This window comes from Streptomyces sp. NPDC047061 (assembly GCF_040643955.1).
GTDB lineage: Bacteria > Actinomycetota > Actinomycetes > Streptomycetales > Streptomycetaceae > Streptomyces.
Genome location: NZ_JBEYVI010000036.1, coordinates 53,728 through 77,495, shown reverse-complemented (window position 1 = coordinate 77,495; position 23,768 = coordinate 53,728). Strand labels below are relative to the sequence as shown.

The window sequence follows — 23,768 nt, the reverse complement described above, 5'->3', positions numbered from 1 at the left end:
CGGTCATGACCGCTCACGCCACGGAGAACGACCAGGCCATCCCGTCGATGCCGGAGCGGACGCCGAAGGCGCTGCGCGCGGCCATCGCCGAGCATGCTCCCGTGCTGCTCCCGGACTTCGACAGGCACTGGAAAAGGGCGATCGCCTCAAGTGCCGACACCTTCAACCTCCCTCCTGTGCCGGCGTTCATGGCTTTCTGGTGGGGTGAGTACGCCCTCGCCCGCGATCCCGAGCTGGACGCACATGTGCACGATCTCGAGATCCGGGCCTCGGAGTCCACTGACGGCGCCGAAGCCAGGGCCCTTCTCGAAGAGGCCTCGAAGATCCGTCACCGAGTGCGGAAACTGGAGCCCGGCGAGTGACCGACGGGTTTATGGGGCCGCCTTGGCAGATGGACTTGAGGCTTGATGCCCTTGCCGCCTACGAGGCACTGCCCGGCCACGTTCGTGAGATCGTCCGCGCGGCGCGGGCTGAGTTGGTCACCGCGAAGGATCCCTATTTCCGAGGTATGGAGAGGGACGCCTGCCTCCCCAATGGAATGACGGTCACGCCGGTCCGATCCAGTGATCCGAAGGGCCCTCGTGTGCTCTTCTTCGACTACGAGAACGGCTGGCTCAAGTACACGTTCGTACCCCGCCTCGAAGACCCCCAGATCATCGTGGAAGAGCTTTTCTGGATGGGAGTCGAACCGCCTACGGAATCTCCGGCGGAGCCGTAGGCGCCCCCGGCAGTCGTACCGTTGCGACCGTGCCGCCGCCGCTCGCGCGGGCCAGGGTGACGTCGCCGCCGGCCTGCTGCACCGTGCGGGCCACGATCGACAGGCCCAGGCCCGAGCCCGGGAGGGCCCGTGCGCCGGGGGAGCGCCAGAAGCGGTCGAAGACGTGGGGGAGTTCGTCCTCGGGGATGCCGGGGCCGTGGTCGCGGACGGTGAGGACGCCGCGGTCCAGGGTGACGTCGATCTTGCCGCCCTCCGGGCTGAACTTCACCGCGTTGTCGAGGATGTTGACGATCGCCCGCTCCAGGGCGGAGGGCTCCGCCCGGACGAACCACGGCTGCACGTCCGCCGTGATCGTCAGCTCCGGGCCGCGCAGCCGGGCCCGGCGCAGGGCCGCCTCGACCGTGTCCTGAAGGGCCACCATCTGCACGCGCTCACCGCGCTGCCCCTCCGAGCGGGACAGCTCCTGGAGGTCGCCGATCAGCGAGGCCAACTCCGTCATCTGCGCCTTCACCGACGCGAGCAGCGCCTTGCGGTCCGCCGGGGGGATCGGGCGGCCCGTCTCCTCGCTGCGGGTGAGGAGTTCGATGTTCGTGCGGAGGGAGGTGAGGGGGGTGCGGAGCTCGTGTCCTGCGTCCGCGATGAGCTGCTGCTGCAGCTCCCGGGAGTTCGCCAGAGAGGTGGTCATGCTGTTGAAGGAGCGGGAGAGACGGGCGATCTCGTCGTCCGACTCCTCCTCCACCGGGATGCGGACGCTCAGATCCTCGGTACGGGCGACGTGCTCGACGGCTTCGGTCAGCTTGTCGACGGGGCGGAGGCCTGCCCGGGCGACGGCGAGGCCGGCGGCGCCGGCGCCGAGGACTCCGATGCCGGAGACGAGGAGGAGGATCAGGGCTAGGTCTTTGAGGGTGTCCTGGGTGCTCTTCAGGGGCACGGCGGTGATCAGGCCGACGTAGGAGCCACCTTCGGTGGGGAACACCTGGGTCATCACACGCAGCGCGTTGCCGTCCTCGTCGGTGCCGTCGCGGAAGTAGAGGGCGTTGGTACTCCCGGCCTTGATGGCGTCCTTGTCGGACTGACTGACCTTGATCACGCCTGTCGAGTCATGGGTGAGGCAGATCGTGCCGTCCGTCTTGACCACCTGGCCGTAGCTGATCCGCAGACCGTTGGTGTCCTGAACCGTGTCGGTGCACTCGATGAGGGCGTTCTGGGCGGCCATGTACGCCGGCCCGCGTACCTTCTGCAGGTCACTCTCGAGCTGGTCGTACAGCTTCCCCTGCACGATGAACCAGCACGTCACCGAAACCGCCGCCACCGCGAACGCCACCGCCGCCGCGACCAGCATCGACAGGCGGGCGCGGAGGGGGAGGGTGCGGAAGCGGGCGGTGAGCCTGTTCACTCGGCGCCGCCCTGGCGCAGGACGTACCCGACGCCGCGCACGGTGTGGACGAGGCGCGGCTCGCCGCCGGCCTCGGTCTTGCGGCGGAGGTACATGACGTAGACGTCGAGCGAGTTGGAGGAGGGCTCGAAGTCGAAGCCCCAGACGGCCTTCAGGATCTGCTCGCGGGTGAGGACCTGGCGCGGGTGCGCCATGAACATCTCGAGGAGGGTGAACTCGGTGCGGGTGAGCTCGACCTGGCGGCCGGACCGGGTGACCTCGCGGGTCGCGAGGTCCATGCGCAGGTCGCCGAAGGTCAGGGCCTCGTCCTCCTCGACCCCGTCGGCCAGGGAAGCCGCGTAGGAGCTGCGGCGGAGGAGGGCGCGGATGCGGGCGAAGAGTTCGTCGAGCTCGAACGGCTTGACCAGGTAGTCGTCGGCCCCGGCGTCGAGGCCGGTCACGCGGTCGCCGACCGTGTCCCGGGCCGTCAGCATCAGGATCGGGGTGGTGTCGCCGGCCCCGCGGATGCGGCGGGCCGCCGTCATGCCGTCCATGCGGGGCATCTGGATGTCGAGGACGATCAGGTCCGGCTTGTAGGCGGTCGCCTTCTCCAGCGCGTCCGCGCCGTCGACCGCGACCTCGGTCTCGTACCCCTCGAAGGCGAGGCTGCGCTGGAGAGCCTCGCGTACGGCCGGCTCGTCGTCGACGATCAGGATGCGCTGGGGTTCACGGTCGCCATCGGCGGGGCTCATCGCTCGCGGTTCCTCGGGGTGCGGTGGTACTGGGTCGGGACGCCTCTCAGCCTCGCATGTTTCCGGGCTGTCGGGTATGCACGCTGGTGGGGCGAACGCCCTAGCCGCGTACCAGGGTCATGCGGCTCAGCGGCACCTTGCGCTGGTGCGGCCGGGCCGCGGAGGTGCGGAGCCCCATCAGCTGCGGAGCCGGTGCGACCTCCGGGGCGCGCGGGGCCGGGGCCACCGCCGCCTCCGTCGGTGCGTGCAGCTCGTACGCCACGGCAAGGGCCAGGCTGAAACCGGCCGGGCTGTCGGCGGCCATCGGGTGCGAAACCTGCTTGATCATGACGTACTCCCTTGCTCGTTCGTGCCGTGCGTGCCGTGCGTGGTCTGCCGTTGCTCAGCTGGTGGAGCCCGCCCGCAGCTTGGCCAGGTCGGACTTGACGGTGTTGATCGGGATGGCGAAGCCGAGGCCGACGCTGCCCGCGTCCGAGGAGGACGAGGAGGAGTCCGAACTGGCCGAGTACATCGCCGAGTTGATGCCGATGATGTTGCCGCCGGCGTCGATCAGCGCGCCGCCGGAGTTGCCGGGGTTGAGGGACGCGTCGGTCTGGATCGCCTTGTAGGTCGTCGTCGACGTACCCGTCTCGCCGTTGAACTGCTGGCCGCCGAAGGAGAACGGCCACTGACCGCTGCCGCCGCTGCCCTGGCTCTGCTGCCCCTGGCTCTCGTCGGTGGAGACGGTCACGTCCCGGTTGAGCGCGGAGACGATGCCGCTGGTGACGGTGCCGGTCAGGCCCTCGGGGGAGCCGATCGCCACGACCGAGTCTCCGACCTGGACGCCGTCGGAGTTGCCGAGGGTGGCGACGCTGAGGCCGCTTGCGCCCTTGAGCTTGAGAAGGGCGAGGTCCTTGGAGCTGTCGGTGCCGACCACCTCGGCGGTGTACGACTTGCCGTCGCTGGTGGAGACCTTGATCGACTGGGCGCCGGAGATCACGTGGTTGTTGGTGATGATCTCGCCGTCGCTGGTGATGATGATGCCGGAACCGGTGGAGGTGCCGTTGCTGAGGGTCGCGTTGACCTCGACGACGCTCGGGCTGACGGCGGCGGCGATCGTGGCGACGTCGCCCTTCTTGCTGGAGGGCACCACGCTGGTGGTGGTGCTGCTGGAGACGACGTTGTTCTTGCCGGTCAGTTCCTGGAAGGCGTACGCGGTGCCGCCGCCGACGGCAGCCGCGACGATCGCGACCGCGGCGAGGAGGGCTATCGGGCCCCGGGTGCGCTTCTTCTTTGCGTGGACCGAGTGCTCGGGGTGCTCCGCCGGGTGCTCGGCGTCGGCGCCGACCGCGGGGAGTACGGCCGTGCCGCCGCCGTAGCCGCCGCCCTGACCGCCGTCCGCCGCCGGCTCCGCGGCCACCGGCTGCTGCGCCGGCTGGTGGGTGGGCGGGGGCGGCCACTCCGGGTTGACGGGGGAGGAGGCGTGCTGCTGCTGGGGGTACGCGCCCTGGTAGGCGTCACCCTGGGGACCCTGCGGGTTCTCGTACTCGCCGCTGCGGCGGAAGCTCTCGGTCATGACAATTAGCTTGTCCCGCGACCATGAGAGCCTCCTGAGTGCCCGCTGAGAACGCCGCGAGAAGCGTGTTTGCCCGATATAAGGAACCTTCTCGCAGGTCGGGGAGGGTTCTCAGAAAGGGTTCATGAAGGGTTTCCTGTGGGTGCGGCTCGGTGGGGGCTGGTCGCGCAGTTCCCCGCGCCCCTTTGGGGCGCGTCTGTGGTGCCCCTTGCTGCAGCGCCCCGTCAGGGGCGCGGGGAACTGCGCGAGCAACCACGACGCACCCGCAGTCAAGGAACCACGTGCGCCGCGGTCGAAGAAGCAAGCCGCAGTCGACGTACTACACGCAGCCGCAGGAACCCCGCACCACCAGCCGTGAAGGAAACGTCTTCAGGCGTTCCCTCCGCGACCCCGCCACCCGCAGCCCGTCGTCGAGGACCAGGTCCACCGCCGCTCGGGCCATCGCCGGGCGGTCGGAGGCGATCGTCGTCAGCGGCGGGTCCGCCAGCGCCGCCTCCTTGATGTCGTCGAAGCCGGCCACCGCCAGCTCCGCCGGCACGTCGATGCGCAGCTCGCGGGCCGCCCGCAGGACGCCGAGCGCCTGGTCGTCGGTGGAGCAGAAGATCGCCGGGGGGCGCTGGGGACCGGCGAGGATCTCCAGGGCGACCTTGTACGCGTCGTACCGGTTGTACGGCGCCTCGAAGAGCCGGTCCGCCGTCGGCAGGCCCGCCTCGTCCATGGCCCGGCGCCAGCCCTCGACGTGGTCGGAGACCGGGTCGCCGACGGCCGGGGTGTCGGCGGTGCCGCCCATACAGGCCACGTAGTCGTAGCCGTGCTCCAGCAGATGACGGACGGCGAGCTGGGCGCCGCCGAGGTCGTCCGTCACCACCGCCACGTCGTCGATCGCCTCCGGCCGCTCGTGCAGCAGCACCACCCGGGCGTCCCAGGCCTCGATCTCGGCGGCCGCCAGGTCGTTCAGGGCGTGCGAGACGAGGATGAGGCCGGAGACCCGCATCCCGAGGAACGCGCGCAGGTAGTGGACCTCGCGCTCCCCGACGTAGTCGGTGTTGCCGACCAGCACCATCTTTCCGCGCTCGGACGCGGCCTGCTCGACCGCGTGCGCCATCTCGCCGAAGAACGGCTGACGGGCGTCCGGGATGATGAGGCCTATGAGGTCGGTGCGCCGCGAGGCCATCGCCTGGGCGACCCGGTCGGGGCGGTACCCCAGTTCCTTGATCGCCGCGAGGACACGCTCGCGCGTGGCCGGGGCGACCGGCCGGGGTCCGTTGTTGATGACATAGCTGACAACGGCGGTCGAAGTACCCGCCAGCCGCGCCACATCATCCCGAGTCACCTTGGCCACGCGCGGAGTCTACGCGGATGGACCCGCTCTGGGCAGGGCGTATCGAAGCTTCGCTTGCGGAAGCAATGCCCCGTCCGGGCGACGCTCATGCCTCGCCCGGACGACGACTATGCCTCGGTGGGTACCTCGACCGCGTCCAGGGCGGCCGATGCGTCCGCATCCTCCGCCTTTGCGAGCTCTGCCTTGGCCCGGGCCTCGTCGCTGAGCCGGTCGCCCTTCTCCGGCGTAACGAATCGATAACCGACGTTCCGGACCGTTCCGATCAGGGACTCGTGCTCCACGCCGAGCTTGGCGCGCAGCCGTCGTACGTGCACGTCGACGGTCCGGGTGCCGCCGAAGTAGTCGTACCCCCAGACCTCCTGGAGCAGCTGTGCGCGAGTGAACACCCGGCCGGGGTGCTGGGCGAGGTACTTGAGCAGCTCGAACTCCTTGAAGGTGAGGTCGAGGACCCGTCCCTTCAGCTTCGCGCTGTACGTCGCCTCGTCGACCGACAGGTCGCCGTTGCGGATCTCCATGGGGGAGTCGTCGTTGACGATCTGCTGGCGGCCCATGGCGAGCCGCAGCCGGGCCTCGACCTCGGCGGGACCCGCGGTGTCGAGGAGTACGTCGTCGATGCCCCAGTCGGCGGTGACGGCGGCGAGTCCGCCCTCGGTGACGACGAGGATGAGCGGACAGCCGGGGCCGGTCGACCGGAGCAGCTGGCAGAGGCTGCGGACCTGCGGGAGGTCGCGGCGGCCGTCGATCAGGATGACGTCGGCACCCGGGGTGTCGACGAGTGCGGGGCCTTCGGCCGGTGCGACCCGCACGTTGTGCAGGAGCAGGCCGAGGGCCGGCAGCACCTCCGTCGACGGCTGGAGGGCGTTGGTCAGGAGCAGCAGAGAACTCATATGTCTGGTTCCTCCTCGGTCCCTGCGAGGACTGTGTGCAATGACACTGCGCTGCGCTCCCGATGTTCTGTACACCGGCGGTCACCTGGAGTTTCCCGCTTCGTATACAGCCCTTCCGAAAGCACAAAAGGACCCGGTGGCGGCGCTGCCCGAGTCCTCTGCCCAGCAGAATAGCCCACATGAGCATCGGTCCGGCAGGTCATGTGGCACGTTCCGTCGTTCGTCCGGCATATGAGACGAGCAGAAACGGCTCTATGCGGACGTTTCTGCGCACGGACGACGGGGTTTCCATCGATTCCGTATACGATCCCGCCGCCGTCGTATACGACGGCTCCCGGCCACTCTCCCGTGACCTGGTGTTCGTCATGGCCCACGGTTTCACGGGCGACGTGGACCGGCCACACGTACGACGGGTGGTGGCGGCCCTGACGGATTACGCCCCGGTGGTCAGCTTCTCCTTCCGCGGCCACGGCCGGTCCGCCGGCCGCACCACCGTCGGCGACCGCGAGGTCCTCGACCTGGCGGCGGCGGTGGCGTGGGCCCGGGACCTCGGCCACACCCGCGTCGTCACCGTCGGCTTCTCGATGGGCGGCTCGGTGGTCCTGCGGCACGCGGCCCTGCACGCCGGAGCGGACGCCGTGGTCTCCGTGTCGTCCCCCGCCCGCTGGTACTACCGGGGCACCGCCCCCATGCGCCGCGTCCACTGGCTGGTCACCAGACCGGCGGGCCGGCTGGTCGGCCGCTACGGCTTCCACACCCGTATCCACTACCGCGACTGGGACCCGGTGCCGATCTCCCCGGTCGAGGCGGTGCCGAAGATCGCCCCGACCCCGCTGCTGATCGTGCACGGCGACAGCGACGGCTACTTCCCGGTCGACCACCCCCGGATGCTGGCCGACGCCGCAGGTGGCGCGGCCGACTTCTGGCTGGAGCCGGGCATGGGCCACGCCGAACACGCGGCGGACGACCGGCTCCTGGCCAGGATCGGCGACTGGGCGGTCTCCCGGGCGGGCTAGCCTGACCCCGTACACAGCCGATGTACACAACCGATGTACACAGCCGACTGATCGACTCTCTTGAGGAACCGGATGCCCAAGGTCACGGTGCGCTACTGGGCCGCCGCGAAGGCCGCGGCCGGCATCGCCGAGGAGCCGTACGACGCGGACACCCTCGCCGAGGCGCTGGCGGAGGTACGCGTGCGACACCCCGGGGAACTGGCGCGCGTCCTGCGGCGATGCTCCTTCCTCATCGACGGTGACCCCGTGGGCACGCGCGAACATGAGACGGTACGGCTGGCCGAGGGCGGCACGGTCGAGGTGCTCCCGCCGTTCGCAGGAGGGTGAGCGAGAGCGATGACCAACCAGCCGTATGACTCGTACGGGCAGTACGAGGGCCACGACCCGTCGTACCAGCAGCAGCCTCCCGCCCAGCCGCAGCCGCAGTGGGGGTACGAGGAGCAGCAGTACGCCACGCAGCAGTGGCAGGGGCAGACCTGGGAGACGCAGACGCACGCCCCGGTGCAGGCCGGGGCCGCGGAGACGGGTTACCTGCCGCCGCAGTCCTACGAGCGGCCGTACGTCGCCGACCAGCAGCAGCCGTACCCCGACCCCGCTCCCGCGCAGCCGCAGCCCGAGGCACCCACCCCGGCCCCGACTCCTGCCCCTGCCCCCGCCGAGTCCGCGGACCAGGGCTACGGTCCCACGACCCTCGCCGGCAACGCGCGCATCACGGACGCCCAGCGGGCCCGCCTGGAGGGCCGCTCGCCGATCATCGAGCCGGGCATGCAGCCGGCGCTGCTCACGGCGGCGCTGGGCCTGCTGCTCGCGGTGGCGGCGCCCGTCTCCTCGTACGCCCTGGTCGTCCCCCTGGTGATCCTGCAGGCCGTGACGGCGGCGGGCTGGTTCCGGCTGAACGGCATGTGGCCGGCCCGGCAGGGCATCGCGCTCGCCTTCCTGGGCGGGGTCACGGCGGACGTGGCGGTCCTGGTGGCGGGCCGCGACCAGGCGCCGGCGGCGATCCTCGGCCCCCTGGGCATCTGGGTCCTCCTCACCCTCGTCCTCCAGCTCCGCTCGCACGCGGACCCCGACACCCGTATGTACGGCCTGATGGCCACGGTCGCCTCATCCGCGCTGGCGATCATCGCGACCGGCTACCTGGGCGCGGACCCCGACGCGGTGTCGGTCGGCGCGGCCGCGGTCGCGGTGGCGGTCCTGGCCCGGGCGCTGCCCCTGCCGACCCCGGCGTCGGTGACGGTGTCCCTGCTGGCCGCGGCCGGGGCGGGTATCGCGGTGGGCGGCATGACGGGGCTGGGCACGAAGGGCGCGCTGATCGGAGCGTCGGCCGCGGTCTGCGCCCTCGTCGGCCACCGCGCGGCGAGCTACGACTACCCGTCGAGGTTCGTCCACTTCACAGCGGGCGTGGCCCTTCCCCTGACGGCGGCGGCCCCGGTGGTGTGGATCCTGCACTGACGTTTCGCCCACCGACCTCTGCCCACCCACCCGACTCGGTTGGCGGGGTGGGGCGAGGTCGAAGAAAAGTGGCTGGGCTTCGAACGCCGGTCGTGCAGCGCCCCGTCAGGGACGCGGGGCTGTGTCCGACATGCGGCTCCGCCGCGTGGGCGCGACCAGCCCCCACCGGCCCGCACCCGAACATCGGCCGGTTCACCCCTGATGCGGGGGTCTGGGGGCGGCAGCCCCCAGCATCACCAGCGCCCGCACTGTCACAGGTGCTCGACAATCTCCCGTCGGCCCGCCCCCGCAGGGTTAGCGTGGCGGCACCGACATGAGCAGCCGACCCCGGGGGAAACCGACCACATGCGTGCCCTGCGAATCTTTCTGATCGTCGTCGTCGTCCTCGGCGTCCTCTTCGTGGTCGTCGACCGGGTCGCCGTGCACTTCGCCCAGGGTGAGGCCGCCGACAAGCTGAAGACGACGGAGGACCTCGCGAGCACCCCGGACGTCTCCATCAAGGGCTTCCCCTTCCTCACCCAGATCGCCGGCGGCACCCTCGACGACGTGCACGTCGCCATCAAGGAGTACGACGCCACCACCGGCACCACCGGCAAGACCATCCGGATCCAGGACCTGAACGCCGACATGAAGGACGTCACCTTCACCGGCGACTACAGCTCCGCCACCGCGCAGACCGCCACCGGCACCGCGCACATCTCCTACGCCGACCTGCTGAAGGACGCCCAGACGGAGCCCACCGACCTCGGCCTCGGCTTCACCGGCCAGGTCGTCGGGCTCGCCTACGGCGGCAACGGCAAGATCAAGGTCACCGTCGACGTCATCGTCCCCGGCGTCAGCGCCCACCAGAAGGCGACCGTCCTGAGCACGGTCACCGTCAAGGACAACACCGTCCAGGTGCACGCCGACAACCTCCCCAAGCTCGCCGGTGTCGGCCTCGCCGAGGACCGCTTCCGGCAGGCCTCCGACTTCCAGCAGGCGATCGACCAGCTCCCCGGCGGCATCAAGCTGGACAAGGTGGAGGCCGCGCAGGACGGTGTGGAGATCGCGGTGAAGGGTTCGAACGTCAGGCTGGCCGGGTAGGAAGCGGCACGGCGGGGACCGGCGCCGTTCCAGCACGCGAGACGGTCGCGTCCGTACAGTAGATGTGATGACCGATACAGGCGCCCGGCGGCCCCGGAATCACGCTCCGGACCCCCACCCCGTCCCACAATTCGGACGATCGCGTCTCACCATACGACATGCCGGTGACATGCCCGCTTATCCGTCCCTACGATCGAGCCCATGAAGCGTCAGGCGGATCTCACGAAGCGGCGGGCAGTCGACCTGTGCCGCGTCGCCGCCATGCTCTGTCGCCCCTTCTGACGGCGGAGGCCGTGCCGCCTCCGCATCCCCCTGCCCTCCCTGCCGAGGGCATCCGTGCGCCCAGCCGCGCACCCACCCGCACTCGCACGCCCCGCCGCAACTGCCCCGGAGGAGAAAGAGCATGAGCCGCAGCGACGTCCTCGTCGACGCCGACTGGGTCCAGGACAACCTGGACAACCCCGAGATCGCGATCGTGGAGGTGGACGAGGACACGTCCGCCTACGAGAAGAACCACATCCGAGGCGCGATCCGCATCGACTGGACCAAGGACCTGCAGGACCCGGTCCGCCGCGACTTCATCGACCAGGAGGGCTTCGAGAAGCTCCTGTCGGCGAAGGGCATCGCCAACGACACGCTGGTGATCCTCTACGGCGGCAACAACAACTGGTTCGCGTCCTACGCCTACTGGTACTTCAAGCTCTACGGCCACGAGAACGTCAAGCTCCTCGACGGCGGCCGCAAGAAGTGGGAGCTGGACGCCCGCGACCTGGTCGAGGAGGTCCCGGACCGCACCGAGACCACCTACAAGGCCAAGCCGCAGAACACCGCCATCCGCGCCTTCCGCGACGACGTCGTGGCGGCCATCGGCTCGCAGAACCTCGTCGACGTGCGCTCCCCCGACGAGTTCTCCGGCAAGCTGCTCGCCCCGGCCCACCTGCCGCAGGAGCAGTCCCAGCGCCCCGGCCACGTCCCGTCCGCGCGCAACATCCCGTGGTCGAAGAACGCCAACGACGACGGCACCTTCAAGTCGGACGACGAGCTCAAGGAGCTCTACGCCGAGGAGAACGTGGACCTCGCCAAGGACACCATCGCCTACTGCCGGATCGGCGAGCGTTCGGCCCTGACCTGGTTCGTCCTGCACGAGCTGCTCGGTGTCGAGAACGTCAAGAACTACGACGGCTCCTGGACCGAGTACGGCAGCCTCGTCGGCGTCCCGATCGAGCTCGGCGCCAACAAGTAAGCCCCCGACCCCTTAAGGACAGACCATGTGTGGAGCGAAGGCCGGCGGCCCGGACGCCTCGACGATCAAGCCCGGTGAGACCACGATCCAGGGTCAGGTGACGAAGGACGGCGAGCCCGTGGTCGGCTACGTCCGCCTGCTCGACTCGACCGGCGAGTTCACCGCGGAGGTCCCCACCTCCGCCACCGGACAGTTCCGCTTCTACGCGGCGGAGGGCACCTGGACCGTCCGCGCCCTCGTCCCCGGCGCCACCGCCGACCGCACGGTCGTCGCCCAGCAGGGCGGCCTGGCCGAGGTCGCGATCGCGGTCTGAGACCAGCGGCAGCACAAGGGCCGCGCCTCCGGTACCCACCCCGGAGCCGCGGCCCTTCGCCGTACCCGGACCGAGCCGGGCCCCTGTCTCCGCCATGGCGCCGGACCCGCCCTGCCGACCTACCCTGGATGCACGCTGGCCCGTCGCCGTCGCGTCGCCCCTTCTTGACGCGTCCCTCGCACTGCTTCGCAGGCTTCGGGGCCGCTGCGCCGGACTCCGTCCGTCGGCCCTGCGGCGGGTGTGTGCCGACGGTTCTGCCATGGCGCCGGACCGGCCCTGCCGACCTACCCTGGATGCATGCTGGCCCGTCGCCGTCGCGTCTACTTCGTCATGATGGGGATCTGCATCGGTCTCTTCGTCCTGGCGTGGGGTGTCGTGCGCATCTGGTCGGTTCCCGCCGCGGTGGGGATGTGCGTGGTGGCCATGGTCATCCCGCCGATCGCCGCGATGGTCGCGAACCGCCGGGGCCCCGACGACCGCTGGTGGGACGATCCCTCCGGCGACCCCCAGTCCGACGAGTGGTGGGACGAGCTGGACGGCAAGAAGCGCCGTCAGTAGACCAGCGCCTGGGTCCCGTCCGTCATCGCCTCCTGGACGAAGACCTGGGCGCCCGCGATGCGCACACCCTCGATGACGTCCTTCTCCGTGATGTCCCGGCGGGCCGCGCACTGCGTGCAGAGGGTGAGCGTGCCTCCGGCGAGGATCGACTCGATCAGGTCGGGGAGCGGGGCCGCGTGGGGGAGTTCGAACTCGGCGGCCCGGCCCGGCAGGGCGAACCACGCGGATTCGCCGGTCAGCCACATCGACACCTCGACGCCGCTCGCCACGGCCACCGCCGCCACCGTGAACGCCTGCGAGCACCGCTCGGGGGCGTCCGCCCCCGCCGTCACCTTGATCACCAGCTTCTTCGCCATGCCGGAAGCGTAACCACCGCCCGGGGCGCCCGCGCCGGGCAGCTCGGCGCGGGCGTCAGTATCCGACGGCCTCGCGGAGCAGCAGTACGGTGCCGCGTCCCGGGCGGAGGTCCGCGTTGAGGACGAGCAGGCGGTTGACGGCGCTGGGCGACCCGTACACCTCCCGGGCGCGGGCGTCCTCCAGCGGGAGGGCGTGCTCCTCGACGCGGCGCAGCGCCGTGTTCAGGTCGGGCACCACCTTCTGCGCGCCGACGATCCAGACCGCGTGGCCGGCCCCGCCCGCGTTGGCGGGGAGCTGGCTGCCGCTGCCCGAGGCGAGGACGAGCGAACCGGTCTCGGTGACCGCGGCGACGCTGTTGACGACGAAGTCGGGAACGGCGACCAGCCTGCGGATCTCGTCGGCGTCGCCGACCCGGTCCATGGCCAGGACGCGCGGCCTGACGGCGTCGTAGCGCCCGCCGCTGTTGATGTCCTCCTCGATGCCGGACAGCCGGAGCGTCTCGCTGGCTCCGGTGAACACGGTGGCGCCCTCGGGGAGCAGGTCCCTGACGCGGGCGCGCGCGGCCGCGGTGTCGTCCAGGATCTCGGCGGCGAAGCCGTTGGCACGCAGCGCGGCGGCCGTCCGCTCCAGCCGTTCGGACGGCGCCGGGTCGGCGAAGGAGGCGGCAGGGGCCGCTCGGGGCGCCGCGCCCGCCAGCGGGGAGGTGTCGAGGTACCTGACCTCGTACACCCGCTCGGCGAACCGCCAGCCCTCCGCGGTGCGCCGGTAACGGTCGTGGTAGACGGCGTAGTTGAGTCCCTGGCGGCCGTCGAGGGTGCGGGCGAGTTCCTGGATGTAGGCGCGGCCGGTCGCGGTGTCGCCGTCGCCGTCGATCAGGATCGTGCCGGGGTGCGTGTTCTGCACGAAGAAGTCCCACTGGCTCTGCAGCCGCTCGCCCCCGGCGAGGATCTCCTCGCGGCCTATGAGCTCGACGGGGATGTCGGGCATGCGCAGGGCACCGTCCGGGGTGAACAGCGAGGCCAGGCGGGGCCGGTCGCGCATCATCGCCGCGTCGGTGAACTCGCCGCGCAGTGCCTCGATCTCGACCCGGTCCGCGATGGCCTGGAAGTCGTTCATGAAAGTCCCCTCACCGTCGACGTGTTGTCGTCGTCCTCACCGGTACGACAACGCAGCCCCGCGGAATGTGAGGCGGCACGTCGGCCTCACATTCCGGCGCGCTGTTCTGTCGTAACGGGTAGAGGCACAGGCACACGGGCGAGCGAGGGAGACGGGCCGGCCATGACCGCGGGAGCCGAGCAGGACGCACAGGGTGAGCAGGGCGACCAGAGTGATCCGGGCCTCCGTGCGGTCATGAGCGAGCGCCGTCAGCTGATCAACCTCGCCTACCGGCTCCTCGGCTCCGTCGCCGACGCCGAGGACGTCGTCCAGGAGACCTACGCCCGCTGGTACGCCATGCCCGCGTCCGAGCGGCAGGCCATCGCGTCGCCCGGCGCCTGGCTGACCACGGTCGCCGGCCGCATCTGCCTGAACCTGCTCGGCTCGGCGCGGGCCAGGCGGGAGACGTACGTGGGCGACTGGATCCCGGAACCGCTGCCCGAGCCCACGGAGTGGATCACCGCGCGCTCCGGCGGGACCGACCCGGCCGACCGGATCACCCTCGACGAGTCGGTGACCATGGCCTTCCTCGTCGTCCTCGACGCGATGACCCCGGCCGAGCGGGTCGCGTTCGTCCTGCACGACGTCTTCGGCTACCCGTTCGGCGAGGTCGCCGGGATCGTCGGCCGCACCCCGGCGGCCTGCCGTCAGCTGGCCTCCTCCGCCCGCCGCCGCGTCCGCACCGCGCAGACCCCCGTGGGGCCGAGCGCCGGGCAGGCCGGCATCGTCAGGCGGTTCCGGACGGCGTGGGAGGCCAAGGACATCGAGGCCCTGATCGGCCTGCTCGACCCCGACGCCATCGCGACCGCCGACGGCGGCGGGCTGGCCGTCACCCACCCTTCCCCGATCGTGGGCGGCGAGCGGATCGCCCGTGCCTACGCCGCGATCGCGCGCGTGGCGGGCCACCGCACGACGTTCGTGGAGTGCACCGTCAACGGCCTGCCCGGCCTGGTCGCCCAGCAGGACGGCGCCGTCGCGACCGTCTTCGCCTTCGAGATCGCGGGCGAACGGATCAGGCGCATCTGGGCGGTACGCAACCCGGAGAAGCTCCGCCCCTGGCGGATCACCTGAGGACCGGTACCGGCCGGCCCGTGGTGACCGACTCGACGGCCGCCAGGGCGACGGCCAGGGCCGCGCGGGCGTCCTCGCCGGTCACGTACGGGGTGCGGCCGGTACGGACGGTCTCCGTGAAGTCGGCCAGCTCGGCGACGTAGGCGTCCCGGAACAGGTCCTGGTCGTACGTCGTGCAGTCGGCGCCGATGCCGTCGGGGCCGTAGGCGGTGAGGTGGGTGCGGCGGATGTCGCCCATGGTGAACATGCCGTTCGAGCCGAAGACCTCGCCGCGCACGTCGTAGCCGTACACCGCCTGGAAGTTGGCCTCCGCCGTGGCCAGGGCGCCGTTGTCGAAACGGACGGTGACCACGGCCGTGTCCAGGAGGCCCCGGTCCTTGAAGTCCGGGCGGACCAACGCGTCGGCCATCGCGAAGACCTCCGCCGGTTCGGCGCCGGGGTTGAGGTAGCGCAGGGTGTCGAAGTCGTGGATGAGGGTCTCCAGGAAGATCGTCCACGGCGGGACGCGGGACGGGTCGGCGAGGCCCGGGTCCCGGGTCAGCGAACGCAGCAGCTGCGGGGTGCCGATGTCACCGGCCCTGATCCGGTCGTGGGCGGCCCGGAAGCCCGCGTCGTAGCGCCGGTTGAAGCCGACCTGGAGCGGCACGCCCGCCACCCGCGCCGCCTCGACGGCCCGGTCGGCGTCGGCGAGGGTGACCGCCATCGGCTTCTCGCAGTAGACCGCCTTCCCGGCCTTGGCCGCGGCCTCGACCAGGTCGGCGTGGGTGCGGGCCGGGGTGGCGATCACCACCGCGTCGATGTCCGGGTCCGCGAACAGGTCGGCCGTGTCCGTGTGGGCGGTGGCGCAGCCGAGCCGGTCGGCGAGGGCCCGGGCGGCGCCCGGGACGGGGTCGGCGAGGGCGCCGAGCCGGACGCCGGGCAGCCGGCGGGCGAGCGTCTCGGCGTGGAAGGAGCCCATGCGGCCGGTGCCGATGAGGCCGACGGAGAGGGTGTGCGAGGTGGGCGCGGAGGCCGTGCCGGCCATGGGGGTCATGAGGGTTTCCTTACGTCCGTGGGCGCTGGGCGGGCTGACGGGGCCGACAGGGCCGACAGGGCCGACAGGGCCGACAGGGCTGACGGGGCTGGTCAGACGGTGAACGCGGTGCGGAACCGGCGGAGCGCGCTGTCGCTGTCCTCGCTCGCCCAGGCCTCCATCGCCACCGTGCCGTCGTACCCGAGGGCGGTCAGGGCGCGGGCGACCGCCGGGTAGTTGATCTCGCCGGTGCCGGGTTCGCGACGGCCGGGCACGTCGGCCACCTGGATCTCGCCGATCAGACCCGCGCCGTGCGCCGCGCGGACCAGCTCGATCAGGTTCCCCTCGCCGATCTGGGCGTGGTAGAGGTCCAGGTTCATCCGCAGGCCCGGCCGGTCCACGGCGGCGACCAGCGCCAGCGTGTCGGCGGCCTTCGCGAACGGCACGCCGGGGTGGTCGACGGCCGTGTTGAGGTTCTCCAGCGTGAAGACGACACCGGCCCGCTCGCCCAGCTCGGCGACCCGCGTGAGCGTGTCCCGCGCGGCGGCCCACATCTCCTGCGTCGGCTCGCCCTTCACCGGGTCCACGGGCAGCCCGTCCCCGTCCAGGCCGGTGCCGTGCAGGTTGAGTCGCGGGCAGCCGAGCCGGTCGGCCGCGTCGATCGACTCCCGCGCGGTGCGCAGCAGTTCGGCCACGCCGTCCGGGTCCGTGAGGTTGCCCCGCACTTACCCGGTCATCGAGCCGAACTCGGCCGGGGTGCGGGCCAGCGCGTCGAGATCGTGCCGGGTCCAGTCCCAGATCTCGACCTGGAACCCCTCGTCGTGCAGCCGCCGCGCCCGCTCGTCGACGGGCAGGTCCCGGAAGACCATCTCGGCACAGACCGCCAGTGTGAACATCGTCGTCCGCCCCTGTCTGTCATCTGGAAGCTGGCATCTAGAACGTTCTAGATTGCTGCCGTCAGTACGCCAGCACGCGGCAGCCATGTCAAGACATGGTTCCTAGAACGTTGCAGTAACCCTGACCTCGGGGTTCACCCTCGTCTACGATCGTCGACACCACCACACACCTGCTCAGGGAGACTTGCCGTGCCACCGCCCCCCGCGGTTCCCGACGGCCGTCGGCCGACCCTCGCCGACGTCGCCGCCCGTGCCGGCGTCTCCACGGCGCTGGTCTCCATCGTGATGCGCGACGTGCCGGGCGCGAGCGCGGCCACCCGGGAACGCGTCCTGCAGGCCGCCCGGGAGATCGGCTACCGCCCCGACGCCCGCGCCCGCCTCCTGCGCAGCAACCGCACCCACCTGATCGGCGTGCAGTTCGAGATCCAGGAACCCTTCCACACCGACCTGGTGGAGCACCTGTACGCGGCCGCCGAGTCGGCGGGCTACCAGCTCGCGCTCAGCGCGGTCGCGGCCGGCCGCGGTGAGCGGCAGGCCGTCGAGTCACTGCTCGGCGACCGCTGCGAGGCGCTGGTTCTGCTGGGCCCCCGGGCGCCGGCCGCCCGCCTCGCCGAACTCGCCGCCCTCCTGCCCGTCGTCTCCGTGGCCCGGCGGCTGCGTCCCGCCGTACCCGGCGTCCGGGTCGTCCGCACCGCCGACGACGAGGGCGCCCGCCAGGCCGTCGACCACCTGGTGTCCCTGGGCCACCGGGACATCCTGCACATCGACGGCGGCCGGGCGCCGGGCGCGGCCGAACGCCGCCGCGGCTACCGCACCGCGATGAACGACCACGGTCTCGCCGACCGCGTCCGCGTCCTGCCCGGCGGCCTGACCGAGCAGGACGGCGCGACGGCCGCCCGCACGATCCTGGACGCCACCCCCTGGCCCTCCGCGGTCCTCGCCTTCAACGACGCCTGCGCCACCGGCCTGCTCGGCGCGTTCTTCCGCGCCGGGGTCTCGGTTCCCGGCGAGTTCTCCGTGGTCGGCTTCGACGACAGCCGCGTGGCCCGCCTGCCCCACATCGACCTGACGACGGTGGCCCAGGACGTCTCCCGTATCGCCGAACTCGCCGTCGCGGCGGCAACGACCCGCCTGGACGCGACGCCCGCCGCCAAGGCGACGAGCGAGGACGTGGTCGCCCCGCGCCTGGTCGTCAGGGGCACCACGGCGCCCGTGTGAGCCCTGTGCCGCGTAGTCCGTGAAGATCCGCCGGTACCGCAGCACCTCGCCGGCGCGCCCTCGATGTGTGCCCGAGGGGTGGGAGTCGCACAGGTTTTCGGTCACAGTGGGTGTACTCGGTCGAGGGGAAACCGGGACGGGGGGAGACGGAGCCGATGACGGAACCCGATCTGTTCGCACTGGAAGCCGTCGTGGTGGGGCAGCCGAAGCGTTCGATGTGGCGCAGGTACACGGGCCCTCTCCTGGCCGTGTCCACCGTGGAGGGGACCCCGCTCGCCCAGGTCAAGGACATCAACCACCAGCACTTCTTCCTGACGAGAACGTCCGGTGAGTTCATCCTGCGCATCGAGAAACGTTCCTGGTACGAGCCGCTCCAGCAGTTCGGACCGGTGCGGTTCCACTTCGCCGACCGAGCGGACCGGGAGGTCGGCACCGCCGCTGCCCGCGGACTCGTCAAGTCCCGGCAGCTGACCCTCCGGACGGAGGGGGGACGCCGGCTCCTGCTCACCCGCCGGGGTCAGCTGTCCGCCGAATGGCACCTCACCGAGCCGGACCCGGCAGGGGGCCCGGCGCCGGAGATCCTCGGCCGGGTCACCGTGAGCAGCATCGACTCGTGGACCGGGTTACAGCAGTACGACGTCGAAATGACCCACCACCTGGACGCCTCCGAACGGCAGACCGTCATCGCCTCGGTCGTCTGCCTGCACCTGGTCCGCCGGCCCCCGGGCGAGGGCTCCACGGTGGTGTGAGGCTCAGGCCGGGGTCAGCACCGCGCACTCCCGACTCGGCCCCGCAGTCCTCCTCGTCCCCCGACACGCACCGCGCCGCGTACTCGGGCGCCGCGTTCGCGTCCTGCGCGATCACGTACGGCACGTACCGGAAGACACGGCGGGTCACGGCCGGTGCTCCGCAAGCTGGTGCTGGCGCAGCAGCACGTTCGCGTCGGTGGCCGCGCTGTGGTCGTGGGCGACCAGTGCGGTCTCCCGGCGGCCGCCCAGCTCCGTGCACTCGGCGCAGCCGGGGACGGGCCAGGGCGGGCGGCTCAGGTCGTCCGGACTCGGCGGTACGGCCCACGAGCTACGGTCGTTCGCCGCACGTACGCCCGCGCTCAGCCGCTCTCTGTCGGTGGCGGGCCGCAGCGTCGAGGGATGCGCCTGCCACTCTCTCCCTCCCCCCACAGGACGCAGCATCGCGTACGGCCCCGACTGGTCCCGGTACTCGCCGACCTGGTCGGTGGCGGTGTCGTAGAGCAGGGCTCCGGGCTCCATGGCATTCGCTCCTTTTGTCCAACATCTATACGAAATGCGAGAGTTGGACTACTCTGCGTGTCGAGGCTGCTACGAGGATGGCCAGGAGGTGGGGTCGGCACGCCGAGGAGGACCGGTTCTTCCCCGTCTGGCGGCGCTGATTCCACACATTCCATGGGGAATCAGGGAGGGGCGCCGGTGCCGCAGAGGCGGGTGGTGACGGGGCGCAGTCAGGAGCCCAGGCGGCGGTTCGCGGAGGAGCTGCGGTTGTTGCGGGCGGAGAAGGGGGTGAGTCTGAGGGAGCTGGCCGAGCGATTGGGCTGGGATCCGTCGCAGTTCGGGAAGCTGGAGAACGGACACACGCTGGGCGGACCGGAGGTGGTGCAGGCGCTCGACCAGTACTACGGGACGCCGGGGTTGCTGCTTGCTTTGTGGGAGCTGGCGATGGCGGATCCTGCGCAGTTCCGGGAGCGGTATCGGCGGTACATGGTGCTGGAGGCGGACGCGGTGAGCATGTGGCAGTACTCGCCGAGCCTCCTCCCGGGTCTGCTGCAAACTCCTGAGTACGCGACGGAGTTGCTGAGGCAGGGCGGACTCAAGGGCGACGAACTGGGAGCGCAGGTCGAGGCTCGTATGGGCCGACGGGAGGCGCTGCTGCGGGATGACTGTCCCCAGTACCGCGCCATTCTCTCCGAAGCTGTGCTGCGCACGCCGCTACAGGAACCCGAGGAGTGGCAGCGGCAGTTGGAGCACCTGGAATTGATGAGCCACCGGCTCAATGTCACGATCCAGGTGCTACCGATGTTCGTTGGCCTTCACGGCCTGACGAACACCCACACCATGTTCCTGCGGGGCCCCGGCGGTCTGACTGTGGCCTGGGTCGAGACCGGCTATTCCGGCGAACTCGTGCAGGAAACAGCCGCCGTCGAACACCTTCAGCTCCGATACGATCGGGTACGTGATTTGTCCCTATCTCCTGACGAATCACGGCAGTTCATTGAACGGATGCTGGAGGAAGCGCCATGCGAGCCATCGACCTGAGCGACGTAATCTGGCGCAAGAGCAGCTACAGCAACCAGGACGGCGGCGAATGCCTCGAAGTCGCCGCCGGTCTCCCTTCCCCCTCCCTCGTCCCCGTCCGTGACAGCAAGGCCCCCTCCCGCGGAACCCTCCTCTTCGAAGCCTCCGCCTGGGCGGCCTTCGTCCGCGGAGTCAAGCGCTGATCTTCAGGCCGTCCAGCGTGAGGTCGAGCAGGCGCTCGGCGCGTTCGCGTTGTTCGGGCTTCGCCGAGGTGAGGGCGATGCCCTCAAGGGCGGTGGCAAGGTCGGCGGGGCTGATGTCCGTGCGGATTGCGCCGGCGGCCACGCAGGGGTCCATCAGTGCGGTGATGGCGGCCCGGATCATGTCCCGGCTCTGGCCGTAGGGGCTGTCTCCTGCCGCGGCGATGGCCCGCAGGGCGTCGATCATGCCGTATTTCGTGGTGACGTAGTCCAGGAAGAGACGCGTCCAGGCGTGCAGGGCCTCGTAGGGCGGCTTCGCCGCGAGCAGGCCGGGGACGGCGTCACAGAGCTGGGCCACCTCGTTGCGGTAGACGGCCTCGATCAGGGCTTCCCGGGTCGCGAAGTTGCGATAGAGCGTCGCGCTGCCCACGCCCGCCTCCTTGGCGATGCGCTCCAGATGCGTGTCCAGGCCCTCGTCGGCGAACATCCGCACCGCCGCCGCGAGGATCTTGTCTCTGTTGCGCTGTGCGTCGGCCCGCAACGGGATCTCCTTCGACTTGCTAACTGGGGGCGTGCCCATTTAGCTTTGGGGTAAGTGGTGGCGCCTCCACTTCCATCGTAGGCCATGCTCTGGCCTGCGCACATCCCCTTGGGAAGGGCGTTGATCATGTCATCAGGGATCGAGGGCAAGGTCGTGGCGATCACGGGTGCCAGCAGTGGTATCGGTGCGGCGACGGCGGCCTACCTTGCTGAGCGGGGCGCACGGCTCGTGCTCGGGGCCCGGCGGGAGGACCGGCTGAACCAGGTCGTGGACCAGATCACGGCGAAGGGCGGTTCGGCCGTGGGGGCCGTCGTCGACGTGACGCGCCGGGCGGACCTGGGGCGGCTGACGGACATGGCGGTCGACCGGTTCGGGCGGCTCGACGTCCTGGTCTCCAACGCGGGCACGATGGCGGTGTCACCGTTCGACGAACTGCGCCAGGACGACTGGGACGCGATGGTCGCGACGCATGTCACCGGACTGCTGAACGGTATCGGGGCCGCGCTTCCGGTCTTCCGGCGGCAGTGCTCCGGCCAGTTCGTCAACGTCGCCTCCACCGCGGCCAACGTCGTGAAATCCCCGCAGGGTGTCTACGCGGCGACCAAGACGGCGGTGAAGGTGCTGACCGAAGGGCTGCGGCAGGAGTCGGGACCTGACCTGCGGGTCACCCTGGTCTCACCCGGGTTCACCGACACCGAGGGGGTGGGCAGGGGAGGGAGTCCCGAGGCGGCGGCAGCACTGGCTCGGCAGCGTGACGAGATCGCGATGCCGCCCTCCGCCGTCGCGTCCGCGATCGGTTACGCGATCGAGCAGCCCGCCGGCATCGACATCAGCGAGATCGTCGTCCGGCCGACCGTGCAGGCCTGACGCTCAACGGCGCCGGCCCGCCCCGGCATCGGAACGGGGGACATCCCCCGGATCTCCCATGCCCTCGGACGCAGGCTGTCACCGGTCCGGCGCGGCGATCACCGGTAGGCGGCCACCGCCACCCGCACGAACGACCGCAGCAACGGATTGCCGTCTCCCTCCGTCCATGCCACCACCACCCGGCTCGGTGGCATGTCGGCGACCGGCACCACCGTGAGGCCGGCTCCCGGGTCGTGGCCGGCCAGTGTCATGCCGACCGTGCCGTTCCAGAGCACGGCCTGCCGGCATTCCTGGACGGCCCGCACCACCGGCCCCTCCCGCACCTCCCCGCCGTTCCAGTACGACTGCCAGAGCCGGTCCGTGTCCTCCGGGAACCGGAACCAGCGCCGGCCGGCGAGGTCGGCCAGTTCCAGGTTCTCCCGGCCGGCCAGCGGATCGTCGGCACGGAGCAGCGCTCCCACCGGGTCGGCGCGCAACTCCCGTACCACCAGCCCTGTCTCGTCGAACGGCGCACGGGTGAGCGCGATGTCGACGGCACCGGCGTGCAATCCGCACGTGGGGTCCGTCAGGTCGGTCTCGCGGATACGGATCTCGACGCCCGGGTGCCGTTCGCGGTACGCCCGGGCCAGCCGCCGTACGCCCGGATCCGTGCTGTCGCCCAGGAGGCCGACGGTGAGCACCCCGGCGCCCGCCGCCGTAGCGACCCGCACGCGCAGCCTGTCGGCCTGGTCGAGGAGTGCGCGGGCCTCGTCCAGCAGGACCGTTCCGACCGGGGTCAGGGCGACCCCTGCCGGCGACCGCTCGAAGAGCCGCGCGCCCAGCTCGGCCTCCAGCGCCCTGACCGCACGGCTCAGCGGGGGCTGGCTCATATGGAGCCGTGCGGCGGCCCGGCCGAAGTGGAGTTCCTCGGCGACCGCCACGAAATAGCGCAGCGTACGTAGCTCCATGCTGCAACGATACCGATCGGGTATCGGGGCGACGGAACAGGTCTTGGACGGCCGTGCCGCCCGGGGCGTCGAATCGACGCATGACGACTCACGACAACAACACCCCCGCCGTATCCGTCGTCGGACCCGGCGACGGCGAGGTGCTGATGCTCGGGACCACCCGTATGCGGGTCCTGGAGGACGGGCGTACCACCGGTCACCGGCTCGGTCTCGCCGAGTCCGTCCTCGCGCCGCACACCCCCGGCCCGCCGCAGCACCGGCACGCCCGGCACGACGAGGGGTTCTACGTCATCTCCGGCTCGGTCCGCTTCACCGTCGGGGACGAGGAGTACGACGCCGGGGCCGGGACGCTCGTCATGGTGCCGCCCGGCGCCCCGCACACCTTCGCCAACGTCACCGGCGAACCGGCCGTCATGCTCAGCACGTTCACGCCCGACCTGTACGTGCAGTACTTCCGCGACCTGCGGGACATGTTCGCGACCGGTGCGGCACCGACCCGGCAGGCGAACATCGACGCGATGAGCCGTTACGCCACCGAGCCTGCCTCGTGAGGGGCGCGTACTGGGCCGTGGCCGGCCTGCTCGCGCTGTTCTACCTCTACGGGGGCGGGCTGAAGGTCCTACGGAGCCGGGAGGGGCTGCGGCCGATGATGGCGTGGGTGGACGGCATGCCGATGGCGGCCGTGCGGGCGATCGGGGGCGTCGAGGTGCTCGGTGCGGTCGGCCTGGTGCTGCCGCGGCTCACGGGTGTCGCGCCCTGGCTGGCCCTGGTCGCGGCCGTCGGCTTCGCCGTTCTCCAGGTGGGCGCGATCGGAGTCCATCTGAGGATGGGGGACCGTCAGGTCGGCCTCAATGTCGCGCTGTCGCTCGTGGCCGCGGTGACCGGCTGGCTGGCGGCGGTGTCCTGATCGTGATTAATCCTTGTACAACTCACTGAACGGACC

General features: G+C 71.0%; 32 protein-coding genes. 18 read left to right on the top strand and 14 right to left on the bottom strand.

The window, feature by feature from the left end; genetic code table 11:
• The first annotated feature begins 5 nt into the window (after positions 1-5).
• Both ABZ887_RS38005 and ABZ887_RS38000 read left to right on the top strand, forming a co-directional pair.
• Entirely contained in the window at positions 6-362 is a 357-nt protein-coding gene (locus ABZ887_RS38005; RefSeq protein ID WP_361300212.1) for a DUF6247 family protein, read from the top strand.
• Entirely contained in the window at positions 359-718 is a 360-nt protein-coding gene (locus tag ABZ887_RS38000; RefSeq protein WP_361300209.1) for a hypothetical protein, read from the top strand. Before ABZ887_RS38005 ends, ABZ887_RS38000 begins: the two co-directional genes overlap by 4 nt.
• Here ABZ887_RS38000 and ABZ887_RS37995 read toward each other — a convergent pair.
• The 6 genes from ABZ887_RS37995 to ABZ887_RS37970 form a co-directional block, all read right to left on the bottom strand.
• Positions 693-2,114, bottom strand: a complete 1,422-nt coding sequence (locus ABZ887_RS37995) for a HAMP domain-containing sensor histidine kinase (RefSeq protein ID WP_361300206.1) — start codon at positions 2,112-2,114, stop codon at positions 693-695. The genes ABZ887_RS38000 and ABZ887_RS37995 overlap by 26 nt on opposite strands.
• Positions 2,111-2,845 carry a response regulator transcription factor gene (locus ABZ887_RS37990; RefSeq protein ID WP_361300203.1) on the bottom strand — a complete coding sequence of 245 codons (735 nt, stop codon included), beginning with the start codon at positions 2,843-2,845 and terminating at the stop codon, positions 2,111-2,113. Before ABZ887_RS37990 ends, ABZ887_RS37995 begins: the two co-directional genes overlap by 4 nt.
• Before the next feature lie 100 nt (positions 2,846-2,945).
• Positions 2,946-3,173, bottom strand: coding sequence for a hypothetical protein (locus ABZ887_RS37985; protein WP_361300200.1), 228 nt, complete (start codon positions 3,171-3,173; stop codon positions 2,946-2,948).
• 54 nt (positions 3,174-3,227) lie between these two features.
• On the bottom strand, positions 3,228-4,400 hold the full coding sequence (locus tag ABZ887_RS37980) for a trypsin-like peptidase domain-containing protein (protein ID WP_361300197.1): 1,173 nt from the start codon (positions 4,398-4,400) through the stop codon (positions 3,228-3,230).
• Positions 4,401-4,719: 319 nt separating this feature from the next.
• Positions 4,720-5,742 (bottom strand): LacI family DNA-binding transcriptional regulator, encoded by a 1,023-nt coding sequence (locus ABZ887_RS37975; protein WP_361300194.1) that lies wholly within the window; start codon positions 5,740-5,742, stop codon positions 4,720-4,722.
• A gap of 107 nt (positions 5,743-5,849) precedes the next feature.
• On the bottom strand, positions 5,850-6,629 hold the full coding sequence (locus tag ABZ887_RS37970; RefSeq protein WP_217546290.1) for a response regulator transcription factor: 780 nt from the start codon (positions 6,627-6,629) through the stop codon (positions 5,850-5,852).
• A gap of 179 nt (positions 6,630-6,808) precedes the next feature.
• Here ABZ887_RS37970 and ABZ887_RS37965 point away from each other — a divergent pair, with 179 nt between their 5' ends.
• The 8 genes from ABZ887_RS37965 (at position 6,809) to ABZ887_RS37930 (ending at position 12,294) form a co-directional block, all read left to right on the top strand.
• Positions 6,809-7,645, top strand: a complete 837-nt coding sequence (locus ABZ887_RS37965) for an alpha/beta fold hydrolase (protein ID WP_361300191.1) — start codon at positions 6,809-6,811, stop codon at positions 7,643-7,645.
• 72 nt (positions 7,646-7,717) lie between these two features.
• Positions 7,718-7,972 carry a MoaD/ThiS family protein gene (locus ABZ887_RS37960; RefSeq protein WP_361300189.1) on the top strand — a complete coding sequence of 85 codons (255 nt, stop codon included), beginning with the start codon at positions 7,718-7,720 and terminating at the stop codon, positions 7,970-7,972.
• 9 nt (positions 7,973-7,981) lie between these two features.
• The gene (locus tag ABZ887_RS37955; RefSeq protein WP_361300186.1) at positions 7,982-9,097 is read left to right on the top strand and encodes a hypothetical protein; all 1,116 of its coding nucleotides are present in this window, start codon (positions 7,982-7,984) and stop codon (positions 9,095-9,097) included.
• Positions 9,098-9,442: 345 nt separating this feature from the next.
• Entirely contained in the window at positions 9,443-10,180 is a 738-nt protein-coding gene (locus ABZ887_RS37950) for a DUF2993 domain-containing protein (protein ID WP_361300183.1), read from the top strand.
• Between the two features lie 201 nt (positions 10,181-10,381).
• On the top strand, positions 10,382-10,462 hold the full coding sequence (locus ABZ887_RS37945; protein WP_350751515.1) for an Ms5788A family Cys-rich leader peptide: 81 nt from the start codon (positions 10,382-10,384) through the stop codon (positions 10,460-10,462).
• 121 nt (positions 10,463-10,583) lie between these two features.
• Positions 10,584-11,423: a sulfurtransferase gene (locus tag ABZ887_RS37940; protein WP_361300180.1), complete on the top strand. Its 840-nt coding sequence runs from the start codon at positions 10,584-10,586 to the stop codon at positions 11,421-11,423.
• Between the two features lie 25 nt (positions 11,424-11,448).
• Positions 11,449-11,736 carry a DUF1416 domain-containing protein gene (locus ABZ887_RS37935; protein WP_003991226.1) on the top strand — a complete coding sequence of 96 codons (288 nt, stop codon included), beginning with the start codon at positions 11,449-11,451 and terminating at the stop codon, positions 11,734-11,736.
• A gap of 297 nt (positions 11,737-12,033) precedes the next feature.
• A complete protein-coding gene (locus ABZ887_RS37930) occupies positions 12,034-12,294 on the top strand; it encodes a DUF3099 domain-containing protein (RefSeq protein WP_361300177.1) in 261 nt (86 codons plus the stop codon).
• Here the strand turns inward: ABZ887_RS37930 and ABZ887_RS37925 are convergent.
• Together ABZ887_RS37925 and ABZ887_RS37920 are read right to left on the bottom strand one after the other, a co-directional pair.
• On the bottom strand, positions 12,288-12,650 hold the full coding sequence (locus tag ABZ887_RS37925; RefSeq protein WP_217546300.1) for a DsrE family protein: 363 nt from the start codon (positions 12,648-12,650) through the stop codon (positions 12,288-12,290). The genes ABZ887_RS37930 and ABZ887_RS37925 overlap by 7 nt on opposite strands.
• Positions 12,651-12,705: 55 nt before the next feature.
• Positions 12,706-13,767 carry an LUD domain-containing protein gene (locus ABZ887_RS37920; protein WP_361300173.1) on the bottom strand — a complete coding sequence of 354 codons (1,062 nt, stop codon included), beginning with the start codon at positions 13,765-13,767 and terminating at the stop codon, positions 12,706-12,708.
• 162 nt (positions 13,768-13,929) lie between these two features.
• Between ABZ887_RS37920 and sigJ the strand changes: the two genes are divergently transcribed.
• Positions 13,930-14,877 (top strand): RNA polymerase sigma factor SigJ, encoded by a 948-nt coding sequence (sigJ, locus tag ABZ887_RS37915; protein WP_361300170.1) that lies wholly within the window; start codon positions 13,930-13,932, stop codon positions 14,875-14,877.
• Here sigJ and ABZ887_RS37910 read toward each other — a convergent pair.
• The 3 genes from ABZ887_RS37910 to ABZ887_RS37900 all read right to left on the bottom strand — a co-directional run bounded on the left by ABZ887_RS37910 (position 14,870) and on the right by ABZ887_RS37900 (position 16,785).
• The gene (locus ABZ887_RS37910) at positions 14,870-15,910 is read right to left on the bottom strand and encodes a Gfo/Idh/MocA family oxidoreductase (RefSeq protein ID WP_361300167.1); all 1,041 of its coding nucleotides are present in this window, start codon (positions 15,908-15,910) and stop codon (positions 14,870-14,872) included. The genes sigJ and ABZ887_RS37910 overlap by 8 nt on opposite strands.
• A gap of 92 nt (positions 15,911-16,002) precedes the next feature.
• A complete protein-coding gene (locus ABZ887_RS37905; protein WP_361300164.1) occupies positions 16,003-16,614 on the bottom strand; it encodes a TIM barrel protein in 612 nt (203 codons plus the stop codon).
• A complete protein-coding gene (locus tag ABZ887_RS37900; RefSeq protein WP_361300161.1) occupies positions 16,615-16,785 on the bottom strand; it encodes a hypothetical protein in 171 nt (56 codons plus the stop codon). It lies immediately after the preceding gene.
• Between the two features lie 189 nt (positions 16,786-16,974).
• Between ABZ887_RS37900 and ABZ887_RS37895 the strand changes: the two genes are divergently transcribed.
• On the top strand, positions 16,975-18,003 hold the full coding sequence (locus ABZ887_RS37895; RefSeq protein WP_361300158.1) for a LacI family DNA-binding transcriptional regulator: 1,029 nt from the start codon (positions 16,975-16,977) through the stop codon (positions 18,001-18,003).
• 155 nt (positions 18,004-18,158) lie between these two features.
• Complete coding sequence (locus tag ABZ887_RS37890; RefSeq protein ID WP_361300155.1) at positions 18,159-18,752, top strand: hypothetical protein; 594 nt, start codon at positions 18,159-18,161, stop codon at positions 18,750-18,752.
• A gap of 144 nt (positions 18,753-18,896) precedes the next feature.
• Here ABZ887_RS37890 and ABZ887_RS37885 read toward each other — a convergent pair whose 3' ends face one another.
• Positions 18,897-19,271: a hypothetical protein gene (locus ABZ887_RS37885; RefSeq protein WP_361300152.1), complete on the bottom strand. Its 375-nt coding sequence runs from the start codon at positions 19,269-19,271 to the stop codon at positions 18,897-18,899.
• 177 nt (positions 19,272-19,448) lie between these two features.
• Here ABZ887_RS37885 and ABZ887_RS37880 point away from each other — a divergent pair, with 177 nt between their 5' ends.
• Together ABZ887_RS37880 and ABZ887_RS37875 are read left to right on the top strand one after the other, a co-directional pair.
• A complete protein-coding gene (locus ABZ887_RS37880; RefSeq protein WP_361300149.1) occupies positions 19,449-20,291 on the top strand; it encodes a helix-turn-helix transcriptional regulator in 843 nt (280 codons plus the stop codon).
• A complete protein-coding gene (locus tag ABZ887_RS37875) occupies positions 20,273-20,473 on the top strand; it encodes a DUF397 domain-containing protein (protein WP_361300146.1) in 201 nt (66 codons plus the stop codon). Before ABZ887_RS37880 ends, ABZ887_RS37875 begins: the two co-directional genes overlap by 19 nt.
• Here the strand turns inward: ABZ887_RS37875 and ABZ887_RS37870 are convergent.
• Positions 20,463-21,050 (bottom strand): helix-turn-helix domain-containing protein, encoded by a 588-nt coding sequence (locus ABZ887_RS37870; RefSeq protein ID WP_361300143.1) that lies wholly within the window; start codon positions 21,048-21,050, stop codon positions 20,463-20,465. The two genes, ABZ887_RS37875 and ABZ887_RS37870, sit on opposite strands and share 11 nt — an antisense overlap.
• Positions 21,051-21,137: 87 nt before the next feature.
• Here ABZ887_RS37870 and ABZ887_RS37865 point away from each other — a divergent pair, with 87 nt between their 5' ends.
• Positions 21,138-21,878 (top strand): SDR family oxidoreductase, encoded by a 741-nt coding sequence (locus ABZ887_RS37865; protein WP_361300140.1) that lies wholly within the window; start codon positions 21,138-21,140, stop codon positions 21,876-21,878.
• A gap of 98 nt (positions 21,879-21,976) precedes the next feature.
• Here the strand turns inward: ABZ887_RS37865 and ABZ887_RS37860 are convergent, their stop codons facing one another.
• A complete protein-coding gene (locus ABZ887_RS37860) occupies positions 21,977-22,825 on the bottom strand; it encodes a LysR substrate-binding domain-containing protein (RefSeq protein WP_361300137.1) in 849 nt (282 codons plus the stop codon).
• 80 nt (positions 22,826-22,905) lie between these two features.
• On the opposite strand from ABZ887_RS37860, the gene ABZ887_RS37855 reads away from it, so the two are divergent.
• Entirely contained in the window at positions 22,906-23,376 is a 471-nt protein-coding gene (locus tag ABZ887_RS37855) for a cupin domain-containing protein (RefSeq protein ID WP_361300134.1), read from the top strand.
• Positions 23,373-23,732, top strand: coding sequence for a DoxX family protein (locus tag ABZ887_RS37850; protein ID WP_361300131.1), 360 nt, complete (start codon positions 23,373-23,375; stop codon positions 23,730-23,732). The genes ABZ887_RS37855 and ABZ887_RS37850 overlap by 4 nt, the downstream gene beginning before the upstream one ends.
• The last annotated feature ends 36 nt before the right edge of the window (positions 23,733-23,768 follow it).